The 25,498-nt window shown below is 74.1% G+C and carries 26 protein-coding genes; 21 read left to right on the forward strand and 5 right to left on the reverse strand.

Going from position 1 to position 25,498, the window contains the following annotated elements:
* The first annotated feature begins 66 nt into the window (after window positions 1-66).
* Window positions 67-987, forward strand: coding sequence for a UbiA family prenyltransferase (locus AB0J53_RS10140; protein WP_364170709.1), 921 nt, complete (start codon window positions 67-69; stop codon window positions 985-987).
* A gap of 156 nt (window positions 988-1,143) precedes the next feature.
* On the opposite strand, the gene AB0J53_RS10145 is transcribed toward AB0J53_RS10140, so the two are convergent.
* Window positions 1,144-1,332 (reverse strand): hypothetical protein, encoded by a 189-nt coding sequence (locus AB0J53_RS10145; RefSeq protein ID WP_219509608.1) that lies wholly within the window; start codon window positions 1,330-1,332, stop codon window positions 1,144-1,146.
* A 45-nt stretch (window positions 1,333-1,377) separates the two neighbouring features.
* Here AB0J53_RS10145 and AB0J53_RS10150 point away from each other — a divergent pair, with 45 nt between their 5' ends.
* Together AB0J53_RS10150 and AB0J53_RS10155 are read left to right on the forward strand one after the other, a co-directional pair.
* Window positions 1,378-2,163 (forward strand): sensor histidine kinase, encoded by a 786-nt coding sequence (locus AB0J53_RS10150; RefSeq protein ID WP_219509609.1) that lies wholly within the window; start codon window positions 1,378-1,380, stop codon window positions 2,161-2,163.
* A complete protein-coding gene (locus AB0J53_RS10155) occupies window positions 2,153-2,812 on the forward strand; it encodes a response regulator transcription factor (protein WP_364170712.1) in 660 nt (219 codons plus the stop codon). The genes AB0J53_RS10150 and AB0J53_RS10155 overlap by 11 nt, the downstream gene beginning before the upstream one ends.
* On the opposite strand, the gene AB0J53_RS10160 is transcribed toward AB0J53_RS10155, so the two are convergent.
* Window positions 2,788-3,753 (reverse strand): aldo/keto reductase, encoded by a 966-nt coding sequence (locus AB0J53_RS10160; protein ID WP_364170714.1) that lies wholly within the window; start codon window positions 3,751-3,753, stop codon window positions 2,788-2,790. The two genes, AB0J53_RS10155 and AB0J53_RS10160, sit on opposite strands and share 25 nt — an antisense overlap.
* Window positions 3,754-4,033: 280 nt before the next feature.
* Between AB0J53_RS10160 and AB0J53_RS10165 the strand changes: the two genes are divergently transcribed.
* Window positions 4,034-4,744 carry a 4'-phosphopantetheinyl transferase superfamily protein gene (locus tag AB0J53_RS10165; protein ID WP_219509612.1) on the forward strand — a complete coding sequence of 237 codons (711 nt, stop codon included), beginning with the start codon at window positions 4,034-4,036 and terminating at the stop codon, window positions 4,742-4,744.
* The gene (locus AB0J53_RS10170) at window positions 4,741-5,577 is read left to right on the forward strand and encodes a TIGR03621 family F420-dependent LLM class oxidoreductase (RefSeq protein WP_364170716.1); all 837 of its coding nucleotides are present in this window, start codon (window positions 4,741-4,743) and stop codon (window positions 5,575-5,577) included. The genes AB0J53_RS10165 and AB0J53_RS10170 overlap by 4 nt, the downstream gene beginning before the upstream one ends.
* Here AB0J53_RS10170 and AB0J53_RS10175 read toward each other — a convergent pair.
* Window positions 5,558-7,054 carry an NDP-hexose 2,3-dehydratase family protein gene (locus AB0J53_RS10175; protein ID WP_364170718.1) on the reverse strand — a complete coding sequence of 499 codons (1,497 nt, stop codon included), beginning with the start codon at window positions 7,052-7,054 and terminating at the stop codon, window positions 5,558-5,560. The two genes, AB0J53_RS10170 and AB0J53_RS10175, sit on opposite strands and share 20 nt — an antisense overlap.
* 24 nt (window positions 7,055-7,078) lie before the next feature.
* Between AB0J53_RS10175 and AB0J53_RS10180 the strand changes: the two genes are divergently transcribed.
* Genes AB0J53_RS10180 through AB0J53_RS10190 form a run of 3 tightly spaced genes read left to right on the forward strand, consistent with a single transcriptional unit; the run spans window position 7,079 to window position 9,509 of the window.
* Window positions 7,079-7,675 (forward strand): DUF1707 domain-containing protein, encoded by a 597-nt coding sequence (locus tag AB0J53_RS10180; protein WP_364170720.1) that lies wholly within the window; start codon window positions 7,079-7,081, stop codon window positions 7,673-7,675.
* Between the two features lie 10 nt (window positions 7,676-7,685).
* Window positions 7,686-8,906, forward strand: coding sequence for a class I SAM-dependent methyltransferase (locus tag AB0J53_RS10185; RefSeq protein WP_364170722.1), 1,221 nt, complete (start codon window positions 7,686-7,688; stop codon window positions 8,904-8,906).
* 3 nt (window positions 8,907-8,909) lie between these two features.
* Window positions 8,910-9,509, forward strand: a complete 600-nt coding sequence (locus AB0J53_RS10190; protein ID WP_364170724.1) for a dTDP-4-dehydrorhamnose 3,5-epimerase family protein — start codon at window positions 8,910-8,912, stop codon at window positions 9,507-9,509.
* On the opposite strand, the gene AB0J53_RS10195 is transcribed toward AB0J53_RS10190, so the two are convergent.
* Window positions 9,481-10,581, reverse strand: a complete 1,101-nt coding sequence (locus AB0J53_RS10195; protein WP_364170726.1) for a DegT/DnrJ/EryC1/StrS family aminotransferase — start codon at window positions 10,579-10,581, stop codon at window positions 9,481-9,483. The genes AB0J53_RS10190 and AB0J53_RS10195 overlap by 29 nt on opposite strands.
* Before the next feature lie 171 nt (window positions 10,582-10,752).
* On the opposite strand from AB0J53_RS10195, the gene AB0J53_RS10200 reads away from it, so the two are divergent.
* Both AB0J53_RS10200 and AB0J53_RS10205 read left to right on the forward strand, forming a co-directional pair.
* Entirely contained in the window at window positions 10,753-11,940 is a 1,188-nt protein-coding gene (locus AB0J53_RS10200) for a macrolide family glycosyltransferase (protein ID WP_364170728.1), read from the forward strand.
* Window positions 11,940-13,355 carry an AfsR/SARP family transcriptional regulator gene (locus AB0J53_RS10205; RefSeq protein ID WP_364170730.1) on the forward strand — a complete coding sequence of 472 codons (1,416 nt, stop codon included), beginning with the start codon at window positions 11,940-11,942 and terminating at the stop codon, window positions 13,353-13,355. The genes AB0J53_RS10200 and AB0J53_RS10205 overlap by 1 nt, the downstream gene beginning before the upstream one ends.
* 17 nt (window positions 13,356-13,372) lie before the next feature.
* Here AB0J53_RS10205 and AB0J53_RS10210 read toward each other — a convergent pair whose 3' ends face one another.
* Complete coding sequence (locus AB0J53_RS10210; protein WP_364170732.1) at window positions 13,373-15,010, reverse strand: FAD-dependent oxidoreductase; 1,638 nt, start codon at window positions 15,008-15,010, stop codon at window positions 13,373-13,375.
* A gap of 161 nt (window positions 15,011-15,171) precedes the next feature.
* Between AB0J53_RS10210 and fabG the strand changes: the two genes are divergently transcribed.
* From fabG to AB0J53_RS10265, 11 genes are read left to right on the forward strand one after another with little or no spacing between them, the layout of a single operon-like run.
* Complete coding sequence (gene fabG / locus AB0J53_RS10215) at window positions 15,172-15,900, forward strand: 3-oxoacyl-ACP reductase FabG (protein ID WP_308125978.1); 729 nt, start codon at window positions 15,172-15,174, stop codon at window positions 15,898-15,900.
* 40 nt (window positions 15,901-15,940) lie between these two features.
* Entirely contained in the window at window positions 15,941-16,231 is a 291-nt protein-coding gene (locus tag AB0J53_RS10220) for a phosphopantetheine-binding protein (protein ID WP_219509622.1), read from the forward strand.
* Window positions 16,228-16,704 (forward strand): 3-hydroxyacyl-ACP dehydratase FabZ, encoded by a 477-nt coding sequence (gene fabZ, locus AB0J53_RS10225; protein ID WP_219509623.1) that lies wholly within the window; start codon window positions 16,228-16,230, stop codon window positions 16,702-16,704. The genes AB0J53_RS10220 and fabZ overlap by 4 nt, the downstream gene beginning before the upstream one ends.
* 2 nt (window positions 16,705-16,706) lie before the next feature.
* A complete protein-coding gene (locus tag AB0J53_RS10230) occupies window positions 16,707-17,771 on the forward strand; it encodes a glycine cleavage T C-terminal barrel domain-containing protein (protein WP_364170735.1) in 1,065 nt (354 codons plus the stop codon).
* A gap of 31 nt (window positions 17,772-17,802) precedes the next feature.
* Complete coding sequence (locus AB0J53_RS10235) at window positions 17,803-20,367, forward strand: beta-ketoacyl-[acyl-carrier-protein] synthase family protein (protein ID WP_364170737.1); 2,565 nt, start codon at window positions 17,803-17,805, stop codon at window positions 20,365-20,367.
* The gene (locus AB0J53_RS10240) at window positions 20,364-21,092 is read left to right on the forward strand and encodes a nitroreductase family protein (protein WP_219509626.1); all 729 of its coding nucleotides are present in this window, start codon (window positions 20,364-20,366) and stop codon (window positions 21,090-21,092) included. Before AB0J53_RS10235 ends, AB0J53_RS10240 begins: the two co-directional genes overlap by 4 nt.
* Window positions 21,089-22,333, forward strand: a complete 1,245-nt coding sequence (locus AB0J53_RS10245) for an FAD-dependent oxidoreductase (protein ID WP_364170740.1) — start codon at window positions 21,089-21,091, stop codon at window positions 22,331-22,333. The genes AB0J53_RS10240 and AB0J53_RS10245 overlap by 4 nt, the downstream gene beginning before the upstream one ends.
* Window positions 22,330-23,199 carry an alpha/beta fold hydrolase gene (locus AB0J53_RS10250; protein ID WP_357588069.1) on the forward strand — a complete coding sequence of 290 codons (870 nt, stop codon included), beginning with the start codon at window positions 22,330-22,332 and terminating at the stop codon, window positions 23,197-23,199. The genes AB0J53_RS10245 and AB0J53_RS10250 overlap by 4 nt, the downstream gene beginning before the upstream one ends.
* A gap of 12 nt (window positions 23,200-23,211) precedes the next feature.
* Window positions 23,212-24,117, forward strand: coding sequence for an ACP S-malonyltransferase (locus AB0J53_RS10255; RefSeq protein ID WP_364170742.1), 906 nt, complete (start codon window positions 23,212-23,214; stop codon window positions 24,115-24,117).
* Complete coding sequence (locus AB0J53_RS10260; RefSeq protein WP_364170744.1) at window positions 24,114-24,650, forward strand: phosphopantetheinyl transferase; 537 nt, start codon at window positions 24,114-24,116, stop codon at window positions 24,648-24,650. The genes AB0J53_RS10255 and AB0J53_RS10260 overlap by 4 nt, the downstream gene beginning before the upstream one ends.
* Complete coding sequence (locus AB0J53_RS10265) at window positions 24,650-25,492, forward strand: ester cyclase (RefSeq protein WP_364170746.1); 843 nt, start codon at window positions 24,650-24,652, stop codon at window positions 25,490-25,492. The genes AB0J53_RS10260 and AB0J53_RS10265 overlap by 1 nt, the downstream gene beginning before the upstream one ends.
* Window positions 25,493-25,498 lie beyond the last annotated feature (6 nt).

A 25,498-nucleotide genomic window follows, 5' to 3' on the forward strand; every position in this document is an offset into this window, starting at 1 on the left:
AGTCCCGGCTACAACCTTCGGATCGCCCCTATGTCAGGCCCGGCGCGGGCCGCTCACAATGCGGACATGGCAGCCTTGTCCGCGCGTGCCCTCGGTCTCTGCGTCGCAGAGGCCCGACCTCTGGTGCTGGCCGTCTCGGCCCTGCGCTACCTCACCGGCGTCGCGCTCGCGCTGCCGGCCGCGACCGCCGCCGCCTCCTTCCCGCAGGTCGCCCAGGGTGCCGCCGCCTGGGTGCTGTCGATCTTCGCGATCTACCTCTTCAACGGGGTGACCGACGTCGCGGAGGACCAGATCAACGGTTCGGGCCGGCCGATCGCCCGGGGTGACCTGGACGCCCGGCTGGCCGCCGTGGTGGCGGCCGGGGCCGGGTGTCTCTCGCTGGTGGCGACGGCGGGCCTGCCGGGGCAGATGCCGTGGATCATCGCCGGCAACCTGGTGCTGGGCTACCTGTACTCGGGCCCGCCGCTGCCGCTGAAGGACACCTCGGGCGGCACGGTCGCGGTGCTGTGCCTGTCGGGGCTGCTGTCGTACCTGGCGGGTTTCACGGTGGCGACCGCGGGCGGCGGCGTGGCCGCGCCGACGGCGCTGGTGCTGTTCGCCGGGGTGGCGATCGGCTGGATGGTGTTCGTCGGCGTGCCGGCCAAGGACCTGTCGGACATCGAGGGCGACACGGCGGCCGGCCGGCGCACGCTCGGCGTGCTCATCGGGGAGCGGATGTCGCGGCAGGTCATGGTGGGCGCCGCGGTGGTGCTGCTGGTGGCCTTCGCCCTGGCGGTGGCGCTGGCGCGGGCGCCGCTCGGCGGCGTCGTGGCGGCGCTGGCGGCGGGCGTGGTGGCGGTGGCGGCGGCGGGGCTGCCGGCCGCGCGGGGCCCGGAGGGCGGCGCCGGCGGCGGGGACGGCGGGCGGCGGCGGGCGCGCCGCCCGTATGGAGCGTTCATGGGAACGCAACATCTTCTTCACCTGACCGCGTTTTTGTCATGGATCTGACCCAAATGTTGCATGTGTCTCCTGGTCGCGCGATAGTTTGGAGAACGCTCAACGCGCGGCGGCGGAGGGGGGACATTGGAGGCGGCACACGGGGCCACGGGGGACCCGGCGGAATTAGTCGAATCGTGTCGTGATTTAATCCTCAACGAATTCGAATCAGCCCTTCAGACCGCCGGTAACGTCGTCTTCGCAGATCAGAGCGCGCGCGAGCTCGCGCTCTCCACCGCCCGTCAGGTGCTCGACGACGTGGCGGCCACGCTCCGTGCCGGAAAGGTGCAGGTGGGCGAGCTCTATCAATTTCACGCGCGCGAGGTGGGAAACGCGCGGGCCGCGGGCGGCGTCCATCCCAAAGCCTCACTTGAGGCGGGCTCACTTTTCTTCCGTGCGGCGTTGCGGCATTTGACCCGGGGGCTGGCGGACGCGTACGACTCGCCCGCCGACCTGATCACGCTGGCCGTCAGCGGCATGGAGGAGAGCCTGTCCCGGCGCGTGCGCGAGTCGGCCGACAGCTACCACAGCTTCCTGCTCAACCAGGTCCACGAGGCCCAGGACGACGAGCGCCGCCGCATCGCCCGCGAGCTGCACGACCGCATCGGCCACGGCGTCAGCGTCGCCCACCAGCAGCTCGCGCTGTCGGAGGTCTACCGGCCGGTGGACGCCGCCCGCGCCGCCGCCAAGATCAGCCTCGCCCAGCAGGCCGTCCAGGAGACGATGGAGAACCTGCGCCAGATCACCTCCGAACTGCACCCGCAGGTCCCGGTCAAGAGCCTGGAGAAGGCGCTGCTCGGCTTCATCGAGACCGTCGAGGACGACGTGGTCTCCGTCGGGCTCGACGTGAGCGGCGACGAGTCGTGGGCCCCGCCGCGCGTCCTCGACGAGGCGTTCCTCATCGTCCGCGAGGCCGTGCGCAACGCGCTCGGCCACGGCCGCCCCAAGCTCGTCGTGGTCCGGGTCAACATCGCCCCGCACGAGCTGTCGGCCTCCGTCCAGGACAACGGCCACGGCTTCGACCCCGCCCGGGCCCGTGAGCACGACGGCGTCGGCCTCACCTCCATGCGCGAGCGCGCCGAACTCCTCGGCGGCCGGGTGCTCATCTCCAGCGAGCCGGGCCGGGGCTGCCTGGTCCAGCTCTTCGTCCCACTCAAGAGGCGGCCCGGTGGACAGCGTGACGCCTGACACCCGGATCTCCGTGGTCCTGGTCGACGATCACGCCCTGTTCCGGGAGGGCCTGCGGGAGATCCTGGAGTCGGTCGGCGACATCAGCGTCGCGGGGGAGGCCGGCGACTCCGCCACCGCCGTGCGCGTGGTCGCCGAGACGCTGCCCGACGTGGTGCTGCTCGACGTGGAGATCCCCGGCGACGAGGTGACCGAGACCGTCGGCCGCATCCGCGCGCTCTCGCCGGAGACCGGCATCATCATCCTCAGCATGTACGACGGCCCGCACCTGCTCACCCGGCTGCTGGCCGCCGGCATCCGCGGCTACCTGCTCAAGAGCGTGCACCGGCACGAGCTGATCTCGGCCGTGCGCAGCGTCCACGAGGAGCCGTCGCGGCTCGTGCTGGCCGTCTCCCGCAGCAGCCTGGCCCGCGTCGAGGCGCCCTCGACCGGCGTGCTGTCGGACAAGGAGCTGGAGGTGCTGCAACTGGCCGCGCAGGCGCTCAGCAACAACCAGATCGCCCGCCGGCTCGGCCTGGCCGAGGCGACGGTCAAGCGCCACATGCGCAACATCTTCGTCAAGCTGAACGCCGCCTCCCGCATCGACGCCGTCAACAAGGCCCTGGCCGCCTCGCTCATCCCGCCTCAGAGCAGGGGCGGCGACGACTGACCCGACGGGCAGGCCGGGAAGAGCTCCGCCAGCGCGTCGCGGGTCGCCGACGGCACCTCGACCGACGAGGCCGCCAGGTTCATCTCCAGGTGCACCGGGTCGCGCGTGCTCGGGACCGGCACCACGTAGTCGCCCTGCGCCAGCAGCCAGCTCAGCGCGAGCCGGCCGGCCCCCACGTCGAGCCGGGCGGCCATCGCCTCCAGCGACTTCAGCTGCGGCGCGCACGCCTCGCGCTGCTCGGCGTCGAAGCGCGGATCGGCGTGCCGCCAGTCGCCCGCCCCGAGCGCCGGGCGTGACCCCATCCGGCCGGTGAGGAACCCGCGGCCCAGCGGCCGGGCGGCGACCACGGCGATGCCGAGCTCCCGCACGGTGTCGAGCAGCCCCTGCGACGGCCGCCGCCCCCACAGCGAGAACTCCACGGCGACCGCGCTGATCGGGTGCACCGCGTGCGCCCGCCGCACCTGCTGCGGGGTGCCGCCGGTCAGCCCCACATGGGCGATCTTCCCGGCCGCCACCAGCTCCGACAGCCGCTGCACGCCCGCCTCCACGGGGACGCGCTCGTCCTGGCAGTCGAGGTAGAACAGGCCGATGCGGCCGGTGCGCAGCCGCCTGAGCGAGGCGTCGCAGTCACGCTCCAGGGAGCCGGGCCGCCCGTCGGACTCCACGGTCCCGCGCGGGCCGTGACGGCGAACCCCGCCGCGCGTGGCCACCACCACGCCGTCGCCCCGGCGCGCGACCGCCTTGCCGATCATGCTCTCCACGTGGCCCGCGGCGTAGAAGCCCGCCGTGTCGAGAAAGGTCACGCCGGCGTCGAGCGCCGCCCGGAGCAGCCGGTCGGCGTCGGTGTCGCCGACGGGCCCGTAGGCGCCGGACAGGGCGAGCGAGCCGAGCCCGACGCCGGAGATAACCGGCCCCGACGGGCCGAGCCTCGTGTACCGCACGAATCCCCTTACATTCCGTCGCTTTCCACGTGTGCGCCTTCCTATCAAAAGGGGCTTCAAATCGCGTGGCAACCCCGTACTTCACAAAGTGTGGGATTGGTCAGTCAACCCCCGATGTGCCCCTGCGCATGATAGGGGACCTCCCGGCTTCCCGGCCACGCCGGAACCCCTGTCCCTACCCCAGAAAATCCGGCGGCACCCATAAAGATGATTGGCCTTCCTTTCGGCCACCCTGGACGGCGGCTAATGTGCCGGTTATACGGGGTGCGAGGAGGATTAGGTGATCGAGGAGATCCTGCCGGTGACGGTCAAGTCTTTCGACACCTTCACCGACCCGGCCGGCGTCATCCTCTTCCCGGAGGAGGCCGCGCTGGTGCGCCGCGTGGCCGTCAAGCGCCGGGCCGAGTTCACCACCGCCCGCGACTGCGCCCACCGGGCCATGCGGCGGCTCGGCCTCGACCCCGTCCCGATCCTCAGCGGCTCCTACGGCGAGCCGCTCTGGCCGCCCGGCGTCATCGGCAGCATCACCCACTGCGCCGGCTACCGGGCCGCCGCCGTCAGCGCCGAGCCCGGCGCCGTCGGCATCGACGCCGAGCCCGACGCGCCGCTGCCGCCCGGGGTGCTGGAGGTCGTCTCCGTCCCCGGCGAGCGCGACATGCTGCGCCGCCTGGCCGAACGCCACCCGCGCACGAGCTGGGACCGGCTGCTGTTCAGCGCCAAGGAGTCCGTCTACAAGGCGTGGTTCCCGCTGGCCGGGCGCTGGCTCGACTTCCAGGACGCCGTGGTCAGCGTCGACCCGCTGCGCGGCACGTTCCGGGCCGAGCTGCTGGTGCCGGGGCCGCGCTGGATGGGCCGCCCGCTCACCGGGTTCAGCGGCAGGTGGCGCACCGGCGGCGGGCTCATCGTCACCGCCGTCGCCGCGATCGCCGCCGCGCACACCGTCCCGCCCGCCGTCCCGCCCGCCCGCGGTCACGAGAGCACGCTGCGATGAGGTTCGGCGTCGTGCTCATCGCCGAGGACTGCTCCAGGAACGCCTGGGTGACCCGGTGCCGCCGCGCCGAGGCGCTCGGCTACGACGTGATCGCCGTCCCCGACCACCTGAACCTGCTCGCGCCGTTCCCCACCGCGCTGCTCGCCGCCGAGGCCACCGAACGGCCGCTCATCGGCACGTACGTGCTCAACGCCTCCTTCCACCGGCCCGCCCTGCTCGCCCGCGACGTCGTCACGCTCGACCGGCTCATGGACGGGCGGCTGGAGCTCGGGCTCGGCACCGGCTACGTGCGCGCCGAGTTCGAGGCGGCCGGGCTGCCGTTCGGCGCGGGCGCCCGTACGCGCACGCTGGAAAGGCTCGTCGCCGAGCTCGACCGGCTGCTGGACCGCAAGCGCCCGCCCCTCATGATCGGCGGGCACGGCGACCGGGTGCTCGCCCTGGCCGCCCGCACCGCCGAGATCGTCAGCTTCACCGGCGCCCCCTACCGGCCCGAGTACGGCAGGACCGCGCTCGTCGACGCCGCCACGCTGCTGGAGCGGGTCGCGCACGTGCGCGCCGAGTCGGCCGGGCGGGCCGCGCCGCCGGAGCTCAACGTGCTGTCCAAGGCCACCGTGCTGACCCGCGACCGCCGCGCCGGGCTGGAGGGCCTGCGCCGCTACGCCCCCGACCTCACCACCGGCCAGCTCCTGGACGTGCCGACGCTGTTCGCCGGCACCCCGGCCCAGATCGCCGAGCAGGTGCGGCGCGACCGGGAACGGTTCGGCTTCACCTACGTCACCGTGATGGACTCCGCGATGGAGGACTTCGGCGAGGTCATCGCGCACCTCCGCTGACCGGCTCGCTCGCCAGCCCGTGCAGGCAGGCGTTCAGGCTGCGCGCCTGCACGTTCAGGTAGTAGCTGTGCCGCAGCAGCGCGTCGAGCTGGTGCAGCGCGAGCCAGCGGAAGGACGGGTGGCCGGGCAGCGGGTCCTCGTCCGTCTCCACCACCAGATAGCGGTTGCGCGCGTGGAAGAAGCGCCCGCCCTCCTCCGACAGGACGGTGTCGTAGCGCACCCGCTCCGGCGGCGCCGCCAGCACGTGCGCCAGCAGCGGCGGCCGGGCCGACGCCGGCAGGTGGTCGTAGTTGCCCGGCGTGCACTGCACGGTCGGGGCCAGCTCCACCACGTCGGTGTAGCCGGGCTCGACGCGGGCGTGCACCAGCGCGTGCAGCACCCCGCCGATCGGCCGGACGAGGAAGGCGACCAGCCCGGTGCCCACCGGCTCGATCATCGGCTGCGTCCACCGGTCGACCTCCCGGCCGCGCGCCTCCACGCGCACGCCGATCACGTCGAAGAACCTGCCGCTCTCGTGCGTGATGCGGCCCGCGTCCCGGTGCCAGCGGCGCAGCCGGTTCAGCGGCAGCGGGCTGGCCTGCACGTCCACCGTCGAGCGGATGCCGCTCAGCCAGCTCAGCACCTCCTGCACGTCGTGCCGGGCGCCCGCCAGCGGGTCGCGCGAGCGGGCCAGCAGGCCGCCGAACCCGTCACCGCCGAACCCGTCACCGCCGCCCGGCTCGTCCAGCGCCGGCAGGCACGCCAGCACCGTCCGCGCGTCCATGTTGACCAGGTCCGGCACCGACAGCAGGTCGCGCACCAGCCGCAGCGGCAGCCACCGGAACCCCTCGGCCGCCGCCACCTCCTCGCCGACCTCCACGACCATGTTCCGGTTGCGCTTGCGGTAGAACCACGCGCCCTGCTCTGACTGGCGCACGTCGGCCAGCACCCGGCCGCGCCGCTCCCGGAAGAAGTCCAGGTACGGCACCGCCCGCCCCCGGTGCACGCCCGTGTAGTTGCTCCTGGTCGCCTGCACGGTGGGGGAGAGCTGCGGCCCGTCGACGTTGCCCGGCTCGTTCTTGGCCTGCATCAGCAGGTGCGGCACGCCGCCCGGCCGCTTGAGCAGGATGCCGAGGATGCCCGCTTCGGGCTGGTTGATGATGGGCTGTGTCCAGGCCGGCACCGCCCACCCGGGGCGGCGCACGTCCAGCCCCTCGACGGTGAAGAACCGGCCGCTGCGGTGGTGGATGTTGCCCGTCGCCGGGTCCTCGCGCCAGCCGGCCAGCTCCTCCAGGGGGAGCCGGGTCACGCTCATCGACGTGTGCCCGGCCATCTCGCGCAACCACTCGTGTACGTCGCTGATGGCAGGCTCCTCACAACGGTTTTCCCACCGCCGACGCTGCCACCGGCCACGCGAGCCGCTCAACCCCTGCCTTGCGTGCCCACCCCTGTCCCGCGCGAGGTCAGAGGATAGGGGTTCTGCACTGGGCCGCCGCATTCCTACCCTTCTAGGGTGGACGCCATGACCGATCACCGGGAAGTGCGGGCCAGTGACCACGACCGCGAGAGAGTCGCCGAGATGCTGCGCGTGGCCGTCAGCGAGGGACGCATCAGCCTGGAAGAGCTGAACGACCGCGTCGACCGCACCTACTCCGCCCGCACGCTGGGCGAGCTGGACGACGTCGTGGCCGACCTGCCGCACCCCGGCCCGCCGTCCGCGGCGGTCGCGGCGACCGCGGCGCTGCCCGCACCCGTGGGCGGCGCGTTACAGCTGCACACGACCAGCGGCAAGCTCGCCCAGGTGGGCCGCTGGAGCGTGCCCGCCTACCTGAGCGCCAAGGCGGGCCGGTGGGGCAAGGTGCGCGTCGACTTCACCCGGGCCGACTGCCCGCACCGGGAGGTCCAGCTCGACATCGAGATCACCTCCTGGTTCGGCGACATCACCGTGGTGGTGCCGCGCGGCTGGATCGTCCGGGACGAGGAGGTCGTCCGCCGGTGGATGGGCGCCGTCTACAACCGCCCGCCCGTGCCGCTCGCGCCCGACGGCGTGACCGTGCGGCTCACCGGATACGTGCAGACCGGCGACGTCTGGGTGCGCTATCGCCGGGACACCGACTAAGGAGGAGCGCATGGCGTGCCGGATCTGCTCGGGCCGTCTCCACCCTTTCGCCGACTTCGGCCGCCAGCCGGTCTCCGACGCCTTCGTCCTCCCCGCCGACCCCGGGGAGGAGTTCTTCTTCGACCTGGCCGTCGGCGTGTGCGAGAGCTGCGCCATGGTGCAGCTCCTGCACGAGGTGCCGCGCGAGCGGATGTTCCATGACGGCTACCCGTACCTGTCGTCCGGCTCCGCCGTGATGCGCGAGCACTTCCGCGCCCTGGCCGGGCGGCTGCTCGCCACCGAGCTGACCGGGCCCGACCCGTTCGTCGTCGAGCTGGGCTGCAACGACGGCACCATGCTGGCCACGATCGCCGCCGCCGGCGTCAGGCACCTCGGCGTCGAGCCGTCCGGCGGCGTCGCCGACCTGGCCGCCGCCCGCGGCGTGCGGGTGCGCAAGGACTTCTTCGAGGCCGCCACCGCCGCGAGCATCCGCGCCTTCGACGGGCCCGCGGACGTCGTCTACGCCGCCAACACCCTGTGCCACATCCCCTACCTCGACTCGATCATGAAGGGGGTCGCCACGCTGCTGCGGCCCGGCGGCGTCTTCGTCTTCGAGGACCCGTACCTCGGCGACGTCGTCGAGCGCGCCACCTTCGACCAGATCTACGACGAGCACTTCTACCTCTTCGCCGCCACCTCCGTGCGCGCGATGGCCCGCCGCCACGGCTTCGAGCTCGTCGACGTCGAACGGCTGCCCGTGCACGGCGGCGAGGTCCGCTACACGCTCGCCCGCGAGGGCGCCAGGACCCCCACGCCCGCCGTGGCCGAGCTGCTGGCCGCCGAGGAGGCCGCCGACCTGGCCACCCCCGCGACGCTCACCGCCTTCGCCGGCCGCGTCGCCGGCATCCGCGACAGCCTCGTGGACCTGCTGACCGGCCTGCGCGCGCGGGGCGCCACCGTGTACGGCTACGGCGCCACCGCCAAGAGCGCCACCGTGCTCAACTACTGCGGCATCGGCCCCGACCTCGTCCCGCTGATCTGCGACACCACCCCGGCCAAGCAGGGCAGGCTCACGCCCGGCTCGCACATCCCCGTCCTCGGCCCGGAGGCGTTCGCCGACCCGTACCCCGACTACGCGCTGCTGTTCGCCTGGAACCACGCCGAGGAGATCATGGCCAAGGAGACGGCGTTCCGCGACGCGGGCGGCTCCTGGATCCTGTACGTGCCGGACGTCCACCTCGTCAGGGGATGACCCGTGCGCCACCGTGAGCTCGCCGTGACCGGCGCCTTCGCCTTCGAGCCCGACGTCTACCCCGACCGGCGCGGCAGCTTCGCCTCCCCCTACCAGGAGAGCGCGTTCGCCGCCGCCGTGGGCCGCCCGCTGTTCACCGTCGCCCAGGCCAGCCGCAACGTCTCCCGGCGCGGCGTCGTGCGCGGCGTGCACTACACGCTGGTCCCGCCCGGCACCGCCAAGTACGTCTTCTGCGCCGGCGGCCGGGCCCTGGACATGGTCGTCGACCTGCGCGCCGGCTCGCCCACGTTCGGCCGCTGGGACGCGGTCGAGCTCACCGCGGGCAACGGCCGGGCCGTCTACCTGCCGCCGGGCGCCGGGCACGCGTTCGCCGCGCTGGAGGACGACACCGTCATGTGCTACCTGCTGTCGTCGGAGTACCGCGCGGCCGACGACCTCACGCTGTCGGTCCTGGACGAGGACCTGGCGCTGCCGCTGCCGGCGGGGGAGACGCCGCTGCTGTCGGAGCGCGACGCCGCCGCCCCCACCCTGGCCGAGGCGGCGGCGCTCGGCCTGCTGCCCCGCTACGCGCCCGCTACAGCACCTTCAGCAGCGCCGCGATGACCCGGTCCTGCAGCTCCACCGGCAGCGACGGGTACATCGGCAGCGAGAAGATCTCCCCGGCCAGCGCCTCGGTCACCGGCAGGCTGCCCGCCCCGTGACCCAGATGCGCGAACCCCGACATCGTGTGCACCGGCCACGGGTAGCTGACGTTGAGCTGGATGCCGAAGCCGCGCAGCGCCTCCAGGATCTCGTCCCGGCGCGGATGGCGCACCACGTACAGGTAGTAGGCGTGCTCGTTGCCCGGCGCCGTCTCCGGCAGCACCAGCCCGGTGCCGGCCAGGGCCTCGGCGTAGCGGGCGGCGACCGCCCGGCGGCCGTCCACGTAGCGGTCGAGCCGGCGCAGCTTGCGGCGCAGGATCTCCGCCTGCACCTCGTCCAGCCGCGCGTTGTGGCCGGGCGTGCTCACCACGTAGTACGTCTTCTCCATCCCGTAGTAGCGCAGCCGCCGCAGCGCCCGCTCCACCTCCGGGTCGGAGGTGATCGTCGCCCCGCCGTCGCCGTAGGCCCCCAGCACCTTCGTCGGGTAGAACGAGAACGCCGCCGCGTGCCCCATCGAGCCGGCGACCCGGCCGTGGTGGCGGGCGCCGTGCGCCTGCGCGCAGTCCTCCAGGATCACCAGGTCGTGCTCGGCGGCCAGCCGCTCCAGCGGCTCCATCTCCACGCACTGCCCGTACAGGTGGACCGGCAGCAGGCAGCGGGTGCGCGGCGTGATCGCCGCCGCCACCCGCTCCACGTCCATCAGGTACGTGCCGGCGCGCACGTCGACGAAGACCGGGACGGCGCCCACGGCGTCGATGGCCACCACGGTCGGCGCCGCAGTGTTGGACACCGTGATCACCTCGTCGCCCGGCCCGACGCCCAGCGCCTGCAGCCCCAGCTTGACCGCGTTAGTCCCGTTGTCGACGCCGACGCAGTGGCGCACCCCGTGGTAGGCGGCGAACTCCTCCTCGAACGAGCGCACGCTCTGCCCCAGCACGAGCTGCCCCGAGGCGAACACCGTCTCCACGGCGTCCAGGATGTCGGCTCGCTCGGATTCGTATTCGGGCAGATAATCCCAGACGCGCGTGACCATTCGTCCTCCTGCTGGCTCCGGCGGCCCCAGAATAAACAGCGGGGCCCCGATCGGGGGAACCCCTAGAAAGCGCCGCGAAGGTGAGGGGGAAGCTAGGGGTGACCGATTCTCCCGCCCGTCCATAGATTGGGCAGCGCACGTAAATGCGCAATCATTGCGGGGAGGCCTCACATGACGGGGCGTTTTCTTTTCATGTGCCAGCCCGACCACGGACATGTCATTCCCGGCCTCGCCGTCGCGGCCGAGCTCGTCCGACGGGGCAACCAGGTCACCTATCTCACCTCGCCCGCCATGGCCGGGCTGGTGACGGGAGCCGGCGCCACCCTGCTCCCGTACGAGTCGATCTACCGGGACGTCGACCTGCGCAAGCTGGAGGACGACCCGCTCGGCCTGCTCTCGCTCTTCCTCGACGAGAGCGCGGCGATGCTCGCCGCCGCAGGCCCGGAACACCGGCCCGACGTGATCGTCTACGACGTGTCCGTCCTGCACGCCGGCCGCGTCCTGGCCAGGAAATGGGACGTGCCCGCCACGCAGTTCATCCCGGTGTTCGCCGCCAACGAGCACTTCTCCTTCCTCACCGCCGTCTACGCCGAGGACGGCGGCGGCGGGCCCGGCCCCGAGCTGCCCGGCTGGGTCGACGGCATGCTCGCCAGGACCCGTGACCTGGCCGCCGCCCACGGCGTCACCGCCGACCCGGCCGAGCTGTGGTGGCAGGTGCAGGACTCCAACGTGGTCGCGCTGCCGCGCGCCTTCCAGTACGCCGGCGACACCTTCGACGAGCGGTTCGCCTTCGTCGGCCCCTGCCTGGACGAGCGCCGCTTCCTCACCGGATGGCAGCCGCCGGGCGACGGCCTGCCGATCGCGCTGCTGTCCTTCGGCACCGTGCTCACCAGCCGCCCCGAGCTCGTCCGCACCTGCGTGCGCGCCTTCGCCGAACTGCCCTGGCGGACCGTCGTCACCCTCGGCGACGGCCTCGACCCCGCCGAGTTGGGCCCGCTCCCGCCCACCGTCGAGGCGCACCGCTGGGTGTCGCACCTCGACGTGCTGCGCCATGCCCGCGTCGCCGTCACCCAGGGCGGCATGGGCACCGCTATGGAGGCGCTGCACTGGGGCCGCCCCGCCGTCGTCGTCCCCGCCACCGCCATCGACCGGGTCAGCGCCCGCCGCATCGCCGAACTCGGCCTCGGCCGCACCCTCGACCCCGCCGCCCTCACCCCCGGCCTGCTGGTCGAGACGGTCCTCGACGTCGCCGCCGACGCGACCATGCACCGGGCCGCCGCCGCGATGCGCGGCGAGATCGCCGCCGCCGGGGGCACCGCCCGCGCCGCCGACGTGCTCGAAAGCAGGCTGACCGCCTGATGGACACCGCCTTCGAGTTCCGCGTGCTCGGCCCGCTCACCGTCGTCAAGGACGGCGCCGAACTGCCCATGAGCGCCCACCGCGAGCTGGTCATCCTGGCCAGCCTGCTCCTCAACCCCAACCGCGTGATGAGCGTCGAACGGCTCGTCGAGGCCGTGTGGGCCGGATCCGCGCCACGCAGCGCCTGGCGGCAGGTCGCCATCTGCGTGTCGCGGCTGCGCCGCACGCTCGGCGCCGGGCTCATCGAGACCTCCAGCCCCGGCTACCTGCTGCGCGCCGCCCCGGCCAGCATCGACTGGCTCCGCTTCCGCGACCTCGTCGGACAGGCCCGGGGCCGGGCCGACGCCGCCGCCCGGGAGGACGCCGTCCTGCTGCTGCGCGACGCGCTCGCCCTGTGGCGCGGGCAGCCGTTCGAGGACATCCGCGGGCTGCGCTACGACGCCGCCCGGATGGCCGAGTCACGGCTGGAGGCGCTGGAGACCTGCCTGGAGCTGGAGATCGAGCTGGGCCGCCACCACCAGGTGATCCCCGAACTGCTCGCCCTCGTCGCCGAATCGCCCTTCCGCGAGCGCGTCCGCGCCCAGCTCATGCTCGCCCAGTACCGGGCCGGCCGCCGCGCCGACGCGCTGCGCACCTACCAGGAGACCCGCCGCTACCTGCTGGAGCAGATCGGCCTCGAACCCGGCCCCGCGCTGCGGCGGCTGCACGAGCAGATCCTGCGCGACGAGTCCGCCCTCATGCGCCCGCCCGCCGCCCCGGCCTCCGCCCGGCCGGCCGCCCGCGTCGTGCCGTGCCAGCTCCCGCCGCGTGTCCTGCCGTTCGTCGGCCGCGAGGCCGAGCTGGTCGCCCTCGACGCGATCCTCGGCTCCGCCCGCGCCCCCGGCCCCATGGTGCTCAGCGGTCCCGCGGGCGTCGGCAAGACCACCCTGGCCGTGCACTGGGCGCACCGCCGCCTCGACCGCTTCCCCGACGGCCAGCTCTACGCCGACATGGGCGGCACCGGGCCCGGCCCGGTCCTGGACCGGTTCCTGCGCGCCCTCGGCGCCCCCGACCTGCCTGCCGACCCGGCCGAGAAGCTCGCCCTCTACCGGAGCTGCACCGCGCGCCGGCGCGTCCTCGTCGTGCTCGACGGCGCCGAGAGCGCCGACCAGGTGCTGCCGCTGCTGCCCGGCGGGCCCGGCTGCCGCGTCATCGTCACCAGCGCCGACGCGCTCGACGACCTCGTCGCCCGGCAGGGCGCGCACCGGGCGTTCCTGCGGCCCCTCGCCGACGAGGCCGCCACCCGCCTGGCCGACCTGCTCGTCGGCGCGGCCCTCGGCCCCCAGGCGGTCGCCGACCTGGTCGGCACCTCGGGCGGCAACCCGCTGTCCCTCCGGCTCGGCGCCGCGCGCCTCCGCTCCCGCGCCGCCGCCTGACGCCCCGGCCCCGCGGCTCACCGTCCGTGCCCCAGTACCCCGGCCAGCGCCTCCGCGAGGGCCCGCGCCGACGCCGGGCCCGCCGCGGACCGCCAGGCGACATGCCCGTCCGGCCGCACCAGCACCGCCCCCTCCGGGCCGACCCCGTACTCCTTGGCCCACGTCGCGGACACGTACGGAGCCCGGGCCGATCCACCCGCGTCCGGCGGCGCGGTGAGGTCGTCGGGGGCGATCTCCACCACCGAGAGGGACGCGGTGAGGTGGGCGGACGCCGCGAGCCAGCCGCTGCCCGGCGGGGTGAGCAGGGTGAAGCGGGGGCCGAGCAGGTCCAGGGTCGACAGGCGGCCGCCGGGGCCGGACAGCCAGACGTGCGGCGCGCGGTGCCCGGGACGCGCGGCGGGGACGTACGTACGGTATGGGTCGGCGGGGGCGGGCGGCGCGGTGCCGTCGGGCAGCACGGCGGCGGAGTCGTAGGCGAACCCCAGCACCAGGCCCTCGTTGCTGCGCCGCCCCGCCTGCCGCTCGATCGCCTCCCGCATCGACAGCCGCCCCTCCATCATCTCGAAGGTGATCAGCGCGTTGTTCAGGCTCTCGTCCACGGTACGGACGGCCACGGGCCGGCGCTCGGCCTCGTAGGTGTCCAGCAGCGCCTCACCCGCGGCGCCGCGCAGCACGGCGGCGAGCTTCCAGGCCAGGTTGTGCGCGTCCTGGATGCCGCAGTTCATGCCGAACCCGCCCTGCGGCGTGGCCACGTGCGCGGCGTCGCCCGCCAGGAAGACGGGCCCGGCGCGGAAGGCGGCGGCGACCTTGGCCTGCTGCAGCCACGGCATCACGCCGAGCAGCGTGACCGGCAGGTCCGGGACGCCGACGGCCGCGCGCACCGCCGCCAGGCACACCTCCTCGGTGAAGTCCGCCGGGCTGCCGCCCAGCTCGGGCTCGTAGCCGGTCTGCACCATCCAGCGCCGTTCGTGGTCCACGGCCTCCACGGCGCACGGCGGGTCGCGCAGGAACGACAGCGCGGCCCGCCGGTCGGGCGGCAGGAAGCCCAGGTCGGCCTCGAACATGATGCTGATCATGTGCCCGAGCGGCGGGGGGCCCTCGACGGCGATGCCGAGCGCGTCGCGCACGCCGCTGCGGCTGCCGTCGGCGGCGACCACGTACCGGCAGGTCACGGACGTCTCGCGGCCGCCCTCGTCGCGCAGGCCCGCCGTCACGCCGCCGGGGCCGGGCCGCAGGCCGGTCATGGTGACGCCGAACCGGATGTCGGCGCCGGGCAGAGACTCGGCGTGGCGGCGCAGGATCACCTCCAGCCGGTCCTGCGAGCACAGGAACGTGTACGTGGGGCTCTGCGGGGCGTCGCGGTCCAGCTCGGCGGCCGAGCGGACGAAGTCGGGCGCGGTCAGGGAGCTGCCGACGCCCACCGCCAGGTACTCCTCACGGGGCATGCCGGCGCGCTCGACCTCCTCCTGGAGGCCCCAGGCGCGCAGCAGCTCCATCGTCCTGGTGGTGATCAGGCGGGCCTTGGGGAAAATCGCCGTGCCCGCGTGCCTTTCCACCAGGAGCACCGATATTCCGTGGCGGGCGAGCTCAATGGCGGCGCACAGCCCGACGGGCCCGCCACCGACGACCAGAACTTCCGCATTGAGCTCATTCATGGCCCCAGAGTCATATATCGCGATTATTCAGGTCAATGCGCAGATATCTGCGTGATACAGGGGTGATATCGGGGCTTAGTAGCTTATGGGGAGAAGATCCAGTTGATCGATCCGGTGATTATCGAATTCCTGGAGAGATGATGCTCTTTGCCCCAGGATCCGTGGCCGTGGTGACGGGCGGGTCGCGCGGCATCGGCCGGGCCGTCGCCCTCGACCTGGCCCGCGAGGGCGCCCACGTCGTCGTGAACTACGCCCGCTCCGAGCACGACGCCAAGGAGGTCGCCGGCCTGATCACGGCGGAAGGCGGCAGCGCCGCCGCCGTACGCGCCGACGTCACCGACGAGGACGAGGTCAAGCGCCTCTTCCGCGACGTCCGCGCCGAACACGGCCGCCTCGACGTGCTCGTGACCAGCGCCGGAGTGACCCTGGACCGCTACCTCATCGCGATGAGCCTGGAGCAGTTCCGCACCCCCGTGGACACCAACCTCGTCGGCACCTTCCTCGCCTGCCGCGAAGCGCTCAAAATCATGCAGCACCAGCGGAGCGGGTCGATCGTGACGATCTCCTCCTCCAGCGGCCTCGACGGCGGCTTCCCCGGCCAGACCAACTACGTGGCGTCCAAAGGCGCGATCATCGCCTTCACCCACGCGCTGTCCAACGAGGCCGCCCCGCACGGGGTGCGCGCCAACGTCGTCGCCCCCGGCTTCGTCTCCACCGACATGACCCGCAAGGTGCCCGCCGACATCAAGAAGCGGTACGAGTCGCGCATCCGCCTGGGCCGCATGGGCCGCCCCGAGGAGATCGCCGCCATCGTCAGCTTCCTCGCCTCGGACAAGGCCTCGTACATGTCCGGCTCAGTGGTCGTCGCGCACGGCGGCGGCCTGCAGTGACCCGCCCGACCAGCAGCAGCCCGGCGCACAAGGAGAACCCATGACCATCGACGAACTGCGGGCCAGGGCCGCGCAGCGGCAGCAGACCTGCAGCCAGATCAAGAAGATGATCGTCTCGCGGCTCGACCTGGAGATCGAACCCGGCTGGATCACCGACGACCAGCCCCTGTTCGGCCGCGGCCTCGAACTCGACAGCCTCGACGTGCTCGAACTGTACGTCGCCATCGAGGCCGAGTTCGGCGTCGCGCTCTACGACAGCGACATGGCCGTGTTCGGCTCGGTGTCCCGCCTCGCCGACGAGGTCGACCCCAGCCTGCGGGCCACGGCATGACGGTCGCCGAACAGGCGCCGCCCGTCTCCGGGCTGAACCACGACCAGATCCGCGCCGTCCTGCCGCACCGCTGGCCGATGCTGCTCCTCGACCGCGTCGGCAAGGTCGTCCCCGGCGTCAAGGGCACCGCCACCAAGAACGTCACCGGCACCGAGCTGTGGTTCCAGGGACACTTCCCCGGCGAGGCCGTCCTGCCCGGCGTCGTCATGGTCGAAGCCATGGCCCAGCTCGCCGGCGTCGTCTTCGCCCTGGCCGGCGCCAGCGAGATCAGCTACCTGGCGGGCGTCAGGGCGATGCGCTTCCGCCGCCCCGTCGTGCCCGGCGACCAGCTCGTGCTCACCGCCGAGCGCACCGGGGGCGGCGGCGGGTTCGCCGAATACCGGGTCTCGGCCCGCGTCGACGGCCAGATCGCCGCCGAAGGAAACCTCACCATCGCCGACCCGGCGAACCAACGTTCCGTGCGAAAGGTGTGAACATGGCAAGCGTCCTCGCGACCCGGCATCCGGAGGACACCGTCTACGGCCAGGTGGGCGACGTCACCGTACCGCTGCGCTTCTCCACCCTCGCGGGGGAGTACCAGGTGCTGCGCGAACGGGCGGCCGTGCTCGACCTCGGCGGGCACCGCCTCATCGAGATCACCGGCCCCGCCGCCGTGGACTTCGCCCAGCGGATCCTCGCCCGCGACGTGGAGTACCTGACCTCCGACCGCTGCATGATGAGCCTCGTCCTCGACGACTCCGGCCAGGTCGTCGACCAGGTCATCGCCTTCGGCAGGGAGGACGGCCTGCTCCTGGAGAGCTCCTGCGGCGCCGGCTCCAAGCTCCTGGACCACCTGAACGCCCACGCCGTCGACGGCGCCGAGATCACCGACCGCTCCGCCGAGCTGACCGTCATCGGCCTCGAAGGGCCGTACGCGTGGGGCGTCGTCGGCCGGCTCATCGACGGCGAGCTGGCCTCCCTGCCGTTCGAATCGGTCGTGGACGCCACCTGGGAGGACGTGGACATCGTCTTCGCCAGGACCGGCTACACCGGCGAGTACGGCTACCAGATGATCGTCCCGCGCGAGGCCGCGTCGCGCCTGTGGGCCGGCGCGCTGGAGCACGCCCAGGCCGCCGGGCAGGAGGCGCTGGAACTGGCCATGCTGGAGGTGCGCCAGCCCATCCCGCGCCACGAGGCCACCCCCGGCGCCACCGTGATCGAGATCGGCGCCAACTGGCTGGTCGACATCACCAAGGACGACTTCGTCGGACGCGAGGCCGTACTCGAGGCGTTCGAGAGCGGGGACGGGCGGCGCACGGTCGGCTTCACCGGCTGCGAAGGCGTCCCCGCGCCCGGCACCCGCGTGCTCGCCGGCGGCCAGGACGTCGGCGAGGTCGTCCACGCCGTCCACAGCACCGGCCTCGGCGCCACCCTCGGCCTGGCCCGCGTCGACCCCGAACTCGCGGCCGCCGGACTGGACCTGACCGTCGGCGGTCTCGGCGTCACCACGCTGACCAGCCCGTACATCGTGCCCAAGAGCTGGAGCATCCCGATCATCTGATCGGCCGGTCACGCTGAGAAGGAGGCAGAGCATGGCGCTGCGGCCCGTCGTGGTCACCGGTCTGGGCATCATCTGCGCGGCCGGCAGGGACCCCGCGGAGTTCTGGACGCGGCTCACCACGGCCAGGGGCGGGCTCGCCCCCATCGAGGACCCGGCGTACGCCGTGTTCGCCGCCAGGCACGCCGGGCAGGTGCCCGACGCCTGGATCGACACCCAGCTCCCCGCCGGCGTCGAAGCCGGCGACCGTACCGCCAGGCTCGCCCTGGTCGCCGCCCGCCAGGCGATCGAACAGGCCGGCCTGCCCCTCCCGGACCCCGGGCCGGGCGCCGGCCCTGGGTTCGGCTCCGGCGTCGGCGGGCCGGGCCCGGCGGGGCCCGATCCCGGGCGGTTCGGGATCATCCTCGGCAAGTGCCAGGCGACCCCCGGGCCGCAGGGGCGCTACCAGCCGATGCACCACACCGCCGACGTGGTCGCCCGGCGGCTCGGCCTCGGCGGCCCGCGCGTCCTGGTCTCCACCGCGTGCGCCGCCGGAGGCAACGCCGTCGGCCTGGCCCGCGACAAGATCCTCACCGGCGAGGCCGACGCCGTCCTCGCCGGCGGGGTCGACCCGCTCCTGTTCGGCACGTACGCGGGCTTCGCCGGGCTCCAGGCGCTCAGCACCGGGCCCTGCCGCCCCTACAGCCACTCCGACGGGCTCAACCTGGGCGAAGGCGCCGCGTTCCTGCTGCTGGAGCCGCTCGACCTGGCGCTCGCCCGCGGGGCCACCCCGCTCGCCGAGGTCGCCGGCTACGGGCTGTCCGCCGACGCCTACCACGCCACCGCCCCCGACCCCACCGGCCGAGGCGGCGCGGGCGCCGTCCGCCGCGCGCTCGCCGACGCCGGGCTCACCCCCGCCGACGTTCACTACGTCAGCGGCCACGGCACCGGCACCCCCGCCAACGACGCCATGGAGGCCAAGGTCATGCGCCTGGTCTTCGGCGAGCGCGCCCCCCAGGTGCCCACGAGCAGCATCAAGTCGTTCGTCGGCCACACCCTCGGCGCGGCCGGAGCCGTCGAGGCCGTCGCCTCCGTCCTCGCCCTGCGGCACGGCGTCGCGCCCCCCACGATCGGCTTCGACGACGACTCCCGCGCCGACCTCGACTACGTGCCCAACGACGCCCGCCCGATGACCATCGACACCGTCGTCTCCAACAACTACGCCTTCGGCGGCAACAACGTCTCCCTCGTGCTGACCCGGCCCCGCACCGGCCCGTCCGGCGAAGCCCGCCCGCACGACCCGCCGCCCCGCCGCGACGCCGTCATCACCGGGCTCGGACCGGTCACCGGCGCCGGCACCGGCATCGCCGAGACCGCCGCCGCCATCACCGCCGGCCGCCGCGCCGACGGGCGCGCCCCCTCACTGGAAGGCCGCACGTTCGCGCCCCGGTCGCTGTGGCGGCACATGAACCGGCTGTCCCGCCTGGCCATCGCCGCCTCCCGGCTCGCCTGGGAGGACGCCGGGCTCAAACTGCCCCGCCGGGCGCTCGACGACGTCGCGCTGGTCTTCGCCACCGGCGCCGGGTCCGCCGAGAGCACCGGCGGGTTCGACGACAGCATCGCGCTCAACCCCAACAAGCCCGCCGTGCTCAGCTTCTCCAACGTCGTCCTGAACGCCACCGGCGGCGCCGTCTGCCAGACGCTCGGACTGCGCGGGCCCACCACGACCATCTGCAACGGCGCGGCGTCGGCGTCCATCGCCCTCGACTGCGCCCTGGAGATGATCGCCGCGGGCAAGGCCGACGTCGTCCTGGTGGTGGCCGCCGACGAAACCCCTGCCCCCCAGGCGACCGCCACCCCGGCGGGCGCGGGCTCCGCGTCCGCCGCCTCCGCTCCGTCCGCGCATTCGGGCTTTCCGTACGGGCTCCCAGCCCCGGCTTCCGGTGCCGAGGGGGGCGTCCCCGGGGAGGCCGGGGTCGCGGGCGGTGAGGGGGAGGCCGGGGTCTCCGGGCCGGTGGCTCAGGGGGCCGGGTCGGGGGCGGTGGCGTTCGTCGTGGAGTCCGCCGCGCACTGCGCCCAGCGTGGCGGCAGGCCGTACGCGCGGGTGGCCGGGACGCGGCATGTGGCGGGCGAAGGGGCCGAGCCGGTGGCGCGCAGCCTGGAACTGCCCGGTGCGGCGCCCGGCCTGGTCGTCGGCGCCGCCACCGGGCTGCCGCGCGACGCCGAGGAGGCGGCGGCGGTCCGGGCGCGCATCCCGGGCGCGCTCCTCACCGCCTCGGCGGCCCTGATCGGCGACTGCCAGTCGGCGACCGGCGCCATGAACATCGCCCTGGCCGCCCTCGCCGTCCGCGACGGCATCACCCCCGCCCTCACCACCCCCGCCCTCACCACCCCCGCCCTCACCACCCCCGCCCTCACCACCCCCGCCGCGCACACCCTCGCCCTGGCCGGAGCCTCCGGCCCCGAGCGGGCGCCGGAGCTTGCCGGGTCCTCGGACGGTGAGGCGGCCGGCGGGCCGTATGTCGCGGGGCCGGAGCTGGCCCGGGCGGTGGAGCGGGCGGTGGCGCTGACGGCGGCGCACGACTCCCTGCGCGGGGCCGTACTGCTGGAGGCGGTGTGAGCGAGAGGCCGTTCGACGTGGCCGAGACGGACAGGCTGCTGACCACGACCAGGTCGGTGCGCCGGCGGCTGGACCTGGACCGGCCCGTGCCGCGCGAGATCGTGCGGGAGGCGCTGGAGGTGGCGGTCCAGGCGCCGACCGCGAACAACCACCAGAACTGGCGCTGGCTGGTGATCACCGAGGCGGGCGTCAAGGAGAAGCTCGCCGAGATGATCCGCTCGTCGTGGACGTTCCACCGCAACGACATGTGGACCAACGCGGGCCGGCGGCGCAACGACGCGCAGGCCCGGCGCAACTTCGACTCGGCACGGGCGCTGACGGAGACGATCGCGGCCGTGCCCGTGCTGGTGATCCCGTGCGTCCTGGGCCGGCCGCCGGACATCGCCGAGATCAACGCCCGCTGGCGGGAGCGCATGGCGAGCAAGGTCGCCGAGGACCCCGGCCACCTGGTGCAGCACGGCGAGACGCGGGCCAGCATCTTCTACGGCTCGATCTTCCCGGCGATCTGGTCCTTCCAGCTCGCCCTGCGCAGCCGGGGCCTCGGCAGCACGATCACCTGCCTGCACGTGCCGCACGAGCGGGAGACCGGGCGGCTGCTCGGCATCCCGTCCGGGGTCACGCAGGTGTGCATGATCCCCGTCGCCTACACGCTGGGTGACGGCTTCCGCCCGGCGGCCCGCTACAGCGCCGGTGAACGCACCTATTGGGAGAGGTGGGGGCAGTGACCCGACCCGAGCAGCCCGACGTCGTCATCGTCGGCGGGGGCATCGCCGGCGCCTCCGCCGCCTGCAAGCTGACCGCCGGCGGGTTGTCGGTGGTGCTGCTGGAGAAGCAGGCGACCTACCACGATCTCGTACGCGGCGAGTGGCTGGCGCCGTGGGGGATCGTGGAGGCGCAGCGCCTCGGCGTGGACGACTGCTTCTCGGCCGGTGGCGCCTGGGAGATCCGCGAATGGATGACCTGGGACGAGGCCGTCACCGAGGACGAGGTCGAGGCGGTGGACATGACCCGGTTCATCCCGGGTGTCGGCGGCCCGATGTCGTTCCCGCATCACGCGGTGTGCGCGCTGATGGCCGAGCAGGCGGTGGCGGGCGGCGCCCGGCTGGTGATGGACGCGGCGAGGATCCGCGTCGTCGCCGGCGAGCGGCCCGTCGTCACCTACCGGACGGAGGAGGGCGAGCACGAGCTGCGCCCCCGCCTCGTGCTCGGCGCGACGGGACGCGGCTGCACCGTGGGCCGCCAGATCGGCGTCACCATGCGCAACTCCATGCACCACTGGGGCGGCGGCATGATGGTCGAGGGCATGGACGGCTGGCCGCCGGACGTGCAGGCGATGGGCACCGAGGGCGACGTCATGTTCATGGTGTTCCCGCAGGGCTACGGCCGGGCCCGCCTCTATCTGAACTTCCCCGTGGCCAACAAGCACCGCTACCGGGGCCCGGGCGGCGTGGAGCGGTTCCTGGCCGCGTACGCGCTGAAGTGCCTGCCCGACCGCGGCAGGGCGGTGACCGGGGCCAGGCCCGCGGGCCCGCTGTCGGTGTGGCCGTCGGTGTCGAGCGTGCCGGAGGGGCCGCCGCTGACCGACGGCGTCGTGCTCATCGGCGACGAGGCGGGCAACGCCGACACGGTGCTCGGCACCGGCCTGTCGTGCGCCATGCGTGACGCCCGTACCGTGTGCGACATCCTCCTGGCCTCCTCCGACTGGTCCCCGGCGGCGTTCGAGCCGTACGTGAAGGAGCGGGGCTCGCGGCTGGAACGGCTGGACTTCGGCGCGTCCATCATCAGCAGGCTGCACGTGGAGTTCGGGCCGGCCGCGGTGGAGCGCAGGCGGCGGGTCCGCAGGCTGATGGCGCGCAACTTCGCCGCCCAGGTGACCGGGCTGCTCAACATGGTCGCGCCCGAGGACGTACCGGAGTTCGGCTTCAGCGAGTTCTTCGCTGAGCGCCTGTTCAGGGAGACCGCATGACCGAGAAGAAGACCGTAAGCGTCAACGACATCGAGCTCGCCTACATCGACGAGGGGGAGGGCGACCCCGTCATCCTCCTGCACGGCTTCCCCGACTCCTCCTACCTGTGGCGGCACCAGATCCCGGCGCTGGTCGAGGGCGGCTTCCGCGTGATCGCGCCGGACCTGCGCGGGTTCGGCGACTCCAGCAAGCCGCAGGAGGCCGAGGCGTACGGCATGCAGACGATCGTCAACGACGTCGTGGCGCTCACGCTCAAGCTCGGGATCAAGCGCCCGCACCTGGTCGGCCACGACTGGGGCGCGGCGATCGCGTGGATGTACGCCTTCCTCATGCCGCGCAGGCTCGACCACCTGGTGGTCCTGTCGGTCGGGCACCCGGGCGTCTTCGCCACGCCGTCGCTGGAGCAGCGGGCGGCCTCCTGGTACATGCTCTTCTACCAGTTCCCCGGCGTGAGCGAGGAGCTGCTGCGGCGCAACGGCTGGCGGCTGTTCAAGGAGATCATGGGCCGCGACGGCGACTACGACCGCTACCTGCGCGACCTGGCCCGGCCGGGCGCGCTCACCGCCGGGCTCAACTGGTACCGGGCCAACCGCTCGCCGGAGGCCGAGCTGCGCCCGGCCCGGCCGTTCCCGCCCGTGTACGCGCCGACCCTCGGCATCTGGGGCGCGGGTGACAAGGCGCTGCTGGAGGAGGGCATGACCGCCTCCGGCAAGTACGTGAAGGGCCCGTGGCGCTACGAGCGGATCGAGGACGCCGGTCACTGGCTGCCCCTGGACGCCCCCGACGAGGTCAGCAAGCTGCTGCTCGGTTTCCTCGGCACCGAGCGGCCCGCGCACGAGGAGCGGCGCCCCCGGCGCCGGCTCTAGAGGGGACGGCACATGCTCGGCTATCTCTTCCCCGGGCAGGGGACGGTCCGCGTCGGCATGGGCGCCTGGCTGCGCCGCAGCCCGGCGGCCCGGCGGCGGCTCGACGAGGTCGACGCGCTGCTGGCGCGGCCGATCGCGCCGCTGTGCGCGCGGGGGCCGCTGGACCGGCTGGTCGCCACCGAGCACGCCCAGATCGCTGTGACGGCGTGCAACCTGGCGGCGCTGGCCGTGCTGGACGAGGAGGGGTACGAGCCCGCCGTCGTGGCCGGGCACAGCGTGGGCGAGCTGAGCGCGCTGCACGCGGCGGGCGTCCTGGACCTGGCCGCGACCGTGCGGCTGGTCGAGCTGCGGGCCCGGCTGATGGCCGGGGTGGCCGCGTCGGGCGGGATGCGGGCGGTGATGGGCCTGCCGGTGGAGCGGGTCGAGGAGCTGGCCGGGGCCGCGTCGGAGCCGGGGGAGCCGGTCGTCGTGGCACTGGAGAACGCGCCCGGCCACGTGGTGGTGTCGGGCGCGCCGCCCGGCCTGGACCGGCTGGCCGGGCTCGCCCCCGACGTCAAGATCGTGCCGCTGAAGGTGGGGGACGCCTTCCACTCGCCGCTGATGGCCGGGGCCGAGGCCGCGTGGGCGGCGGCGGTGGCCGGGGCGCCGCTGCGGCAGCCGCGCGTCCCCGTCGTCCCGAACGTCACCGGCGAGCCCACCACCGACGTGGACGTCCTGCGCCGCGCCCTGGTCGCCCAGCTCACCGGCCGGGTCCGCTGGACCGCCACGATGGCGGCGGTCGCGCCGCTCGCGCCGTCCCTCGTCGAGGTGGGCGACAGCAAGGTGCTCGCCGGGCTGGCCCGCCGCGCCGGGGTGCGCTGCCTGAGCATGGCCGACCCGGCCACGCCGCGACGCCTGGCCAAGGGGGTGGCGGCGTGAGGCGGTGGGGCAGCGCGATCGTCGGCCACGCCGGGCTCGGCGGCCCGCGCGACCTGGTCGCCGGCATGCCGCTGGAGGTCGTCTTCACCCGCGCCGAACGGGTCAGGTCGGGCGGGCGGACGCTGCAGCGCTGGGCGGGCCGGCTGGCCGCCAAGCGGGCGGTGCTGCGCCTGCTCGGGCTGCCGGCGGACGCCGAGCGGCTGGGCCAGGTGGAGATCCTGCCGCTGCCGACCCCGGCCTGCGCCGCGGACGCGGCCTGCCGTGACGGGCATCCGCCGTCGGTGCGCCTGCTCGGCGACCTGCCGGCGCTGGCCGCGTCCGTGCCCGGGTGGATCCGGGTGTCGGTCAGCCACACGGACCTGCGCGCCCTGGCCCTGGCCGTCCGCACCCCCCGCCTCCCCGAGGACGGACCCCGGACCGAGCGGACGACCCGCCTCCCTGGCGAATCCCGGACCGAGCCCACGACCCGCCTGCCCGAGGACGAGGCCCGGGCCATGCGGACGAACCGGTTGATCGAGGGCGGGGGCCGCTGATGGACGCCAGGAAGCTCGCCGAGGCGCATCTGGAGGCGTGGGGGTCCGGTGACGCCGAGGCCGTCGCGGCCACCGCCGCCACCTACGCCGACCCCGACACCGGGGCCCCGCTGGCCGGGGAGGCGCTGGCCGCGCACGCCGCCGCCACGCTGTCCCGCTTCAGGAACGCCCGCTTCGACGTGGAGCGCGTCACCGGCGACGAGAGCGCCGCCGCCGTGTCGTGGCGGCTGACCGCCGACCACCGCGAGCCGTACCTGGGCATGCCCGCGACCGGCGGCGCCGTCGCCGTCGACGGCGTCGACCTGGTCACCGCCGGCGCGGACGGCCCGCACGTGCGGCGCACGTTCGACCGGCTCGCCCTCGCCGCGGCGCTCGGCCACACGGCCCGCTTCATCCCCGGCTCCGACGGGACCCGCGAGTTCGGCGTGAGCGCCAGGGCCGCCACCGGCCGCACCGAGCGGCCCGGCGCGCTCGTCCTGACCTGGCTGGAGATCCGCGACGACGCCGAGGCCGCCGACGTGGACCTGCTCAGCGTCGAGATCGTCAAGTCGCTGCGCGCCACGCGCGGATTCCTCGGCGTGACCACGTTCGACGTCGGCGGGCGCAAGTTCACGCTGAGCGCCTTCGACCGGCCCGAGTCGATGCGCGCCGTGCACGCCCGGCCGCACCAGCGGGCCATGCGCCGCTTCTTCAGGAGCGGCCTGTGCACCCGCGTCCACACCAGCGTCTGGTACCCCGCCTCCGCGCGGGACTACGCCCGCTGCCCGACGTGCGAGCAGGTCGTCGCCTCGGGGGCGGCCTGCGGGTGCGGCTGGACCCCCGACGACGCCCCGACGCTGTGACTGGAG

The sequence above is a fragment of the Nonomuraea sp. NPDC049725 genome, assembly GCF_040674795.1.
Lineage (GTDB): Bacteria > Actinomycetota > Actinomycetes > Streptosporangiales > Streptosporangiaceae > Nonomuraea > Nonomuraea ceibae.

Excerpts from the sequence above, each read along its gene's own strand:
- AB0J53_RS10140 (WP_364170709.1), top strand. The coding sequence starts at position 67 with ATGGCAGCCTTGTCCGCGCGTGCCCTCGGTCTCTGCGTCGCAGAGGCC.
- AB0J53_RS10145 (WP_219509608.1), bottom strand. The coding sequence starts at position 1,332 with ATGGACGCCGCCCGCGGCCCGCGCGTTTCCCACCTCGCGCGCGTGAAA.
- AB0J53_RS10170 (WP_364170716.1), top strand. The coding sequence starts at position 4,741 with ATGAGGTTCGGCGTCGTGCTCATCGCCGAGGACTGCTCCAGGAACGCC.
- AB0J53_RS10175 (WP_364170718.1), bottom strand. The coding sequence starts at position 7,054 with ATGCGGCGGCCCAGTGCAGAACCCCTATCCTCTGACCTCGCGCGGGAC.
- AB0J53_RS10180 (WP_364170720.1), top strand. The coding sequence starts at position 7,079 with ATGACCGATCACCGGGAAGTGCGGGCCAGTGACCACGACCGCGAGAGA.
- AB0J53_RS10185 (WP_364170722.1), top strand. The coding sequence starts at position 7,686 with ATGGCGTGCCGGATCTGCTCGGGCCGTCTCCACCCTTTCGCCGACTTC.
- AB0J53_RS10195 (WP_364170726.1), bottom strand. The coding sequence starts at position 10,581 with ATGGTCACGCGCGTCTGGGATTATCTGCCCGAATACGAATCCGAGCGA.
- AB0J53_RS10200 (WP_364170728.1), top strand. The coding sequence starts at position 10,753 with ATGACGGGGCGTTTTCTTTTCATGTGCCAGCCCGACCACGGACATGTC.
- AB0J53_RS10205 (WP_364170730.1), top strand. The coding sequence starts at position 11,940 with ATGGACACCGCCTTCGAGTTCCGCGTGCTCGGCCCGCTCACCGTCGTC.
- AB0J53_RS10210 (WP_364170732.1), bottom strand. The coding sequence starts at position 15,010 with ATGAATGAGCTCAATGCGGAAGTTCTGGTCGTCGGTGGCGGGCCCGTC.
- AB0J53_RS10220 (WP_219509622.1), top strand. The coding sequence starts at position 15,941 with ATGACCATCGACGAACTGCGGGCCAGGGCCGCGCAGCGGCAGCAGACC.
- fabZ (WP_219509623.1), top strand. The coding sequence starts at position 16,228 with ATGACGGTCGCCGAACAGGCGCCGCCCGTCTCCGGGCTGAACCACGAC.
- AB0J53_RS10230 (WP_364170735.1), top strand. The coding sequence starts at position 16,707 with ATGGCAAGCGTCCTCGCGACCCGGCATCCGGAGGACACCGTCTACGGC.
- AB0J53_RS10235 (WP_364170737.1), top strand. The coding sequence starts at position 17,803 with ATGGCGCTGCGGCCCGTCGTGGTCACCGGTCTGGGCATCATCTGCGCG.
- AB0J53_RS10250 (WP_357588069.1), top strand. The coding sequence starts at position 22,330 with ATGACCGAGAAGAAGACCGTAAGCGTCAACGACATCGAGCTCGCCTAC.
- AB0J53_RS10255 (WP_364170742.1), top strand. The coding sequence starts at position 23,212 with ATGCTCGGCTATCTCTTCCCCGGGCAGGGGACGGTCCGCGTCGGCATG.
- AB0J53_RS10265 (WP_364170746.1), top strand. The coding sequence starts at position 24,650 with ATGGACGCCAGGAAGCTCGCCGAGGCGCATCTGGAGGCGTGGGGGTCC.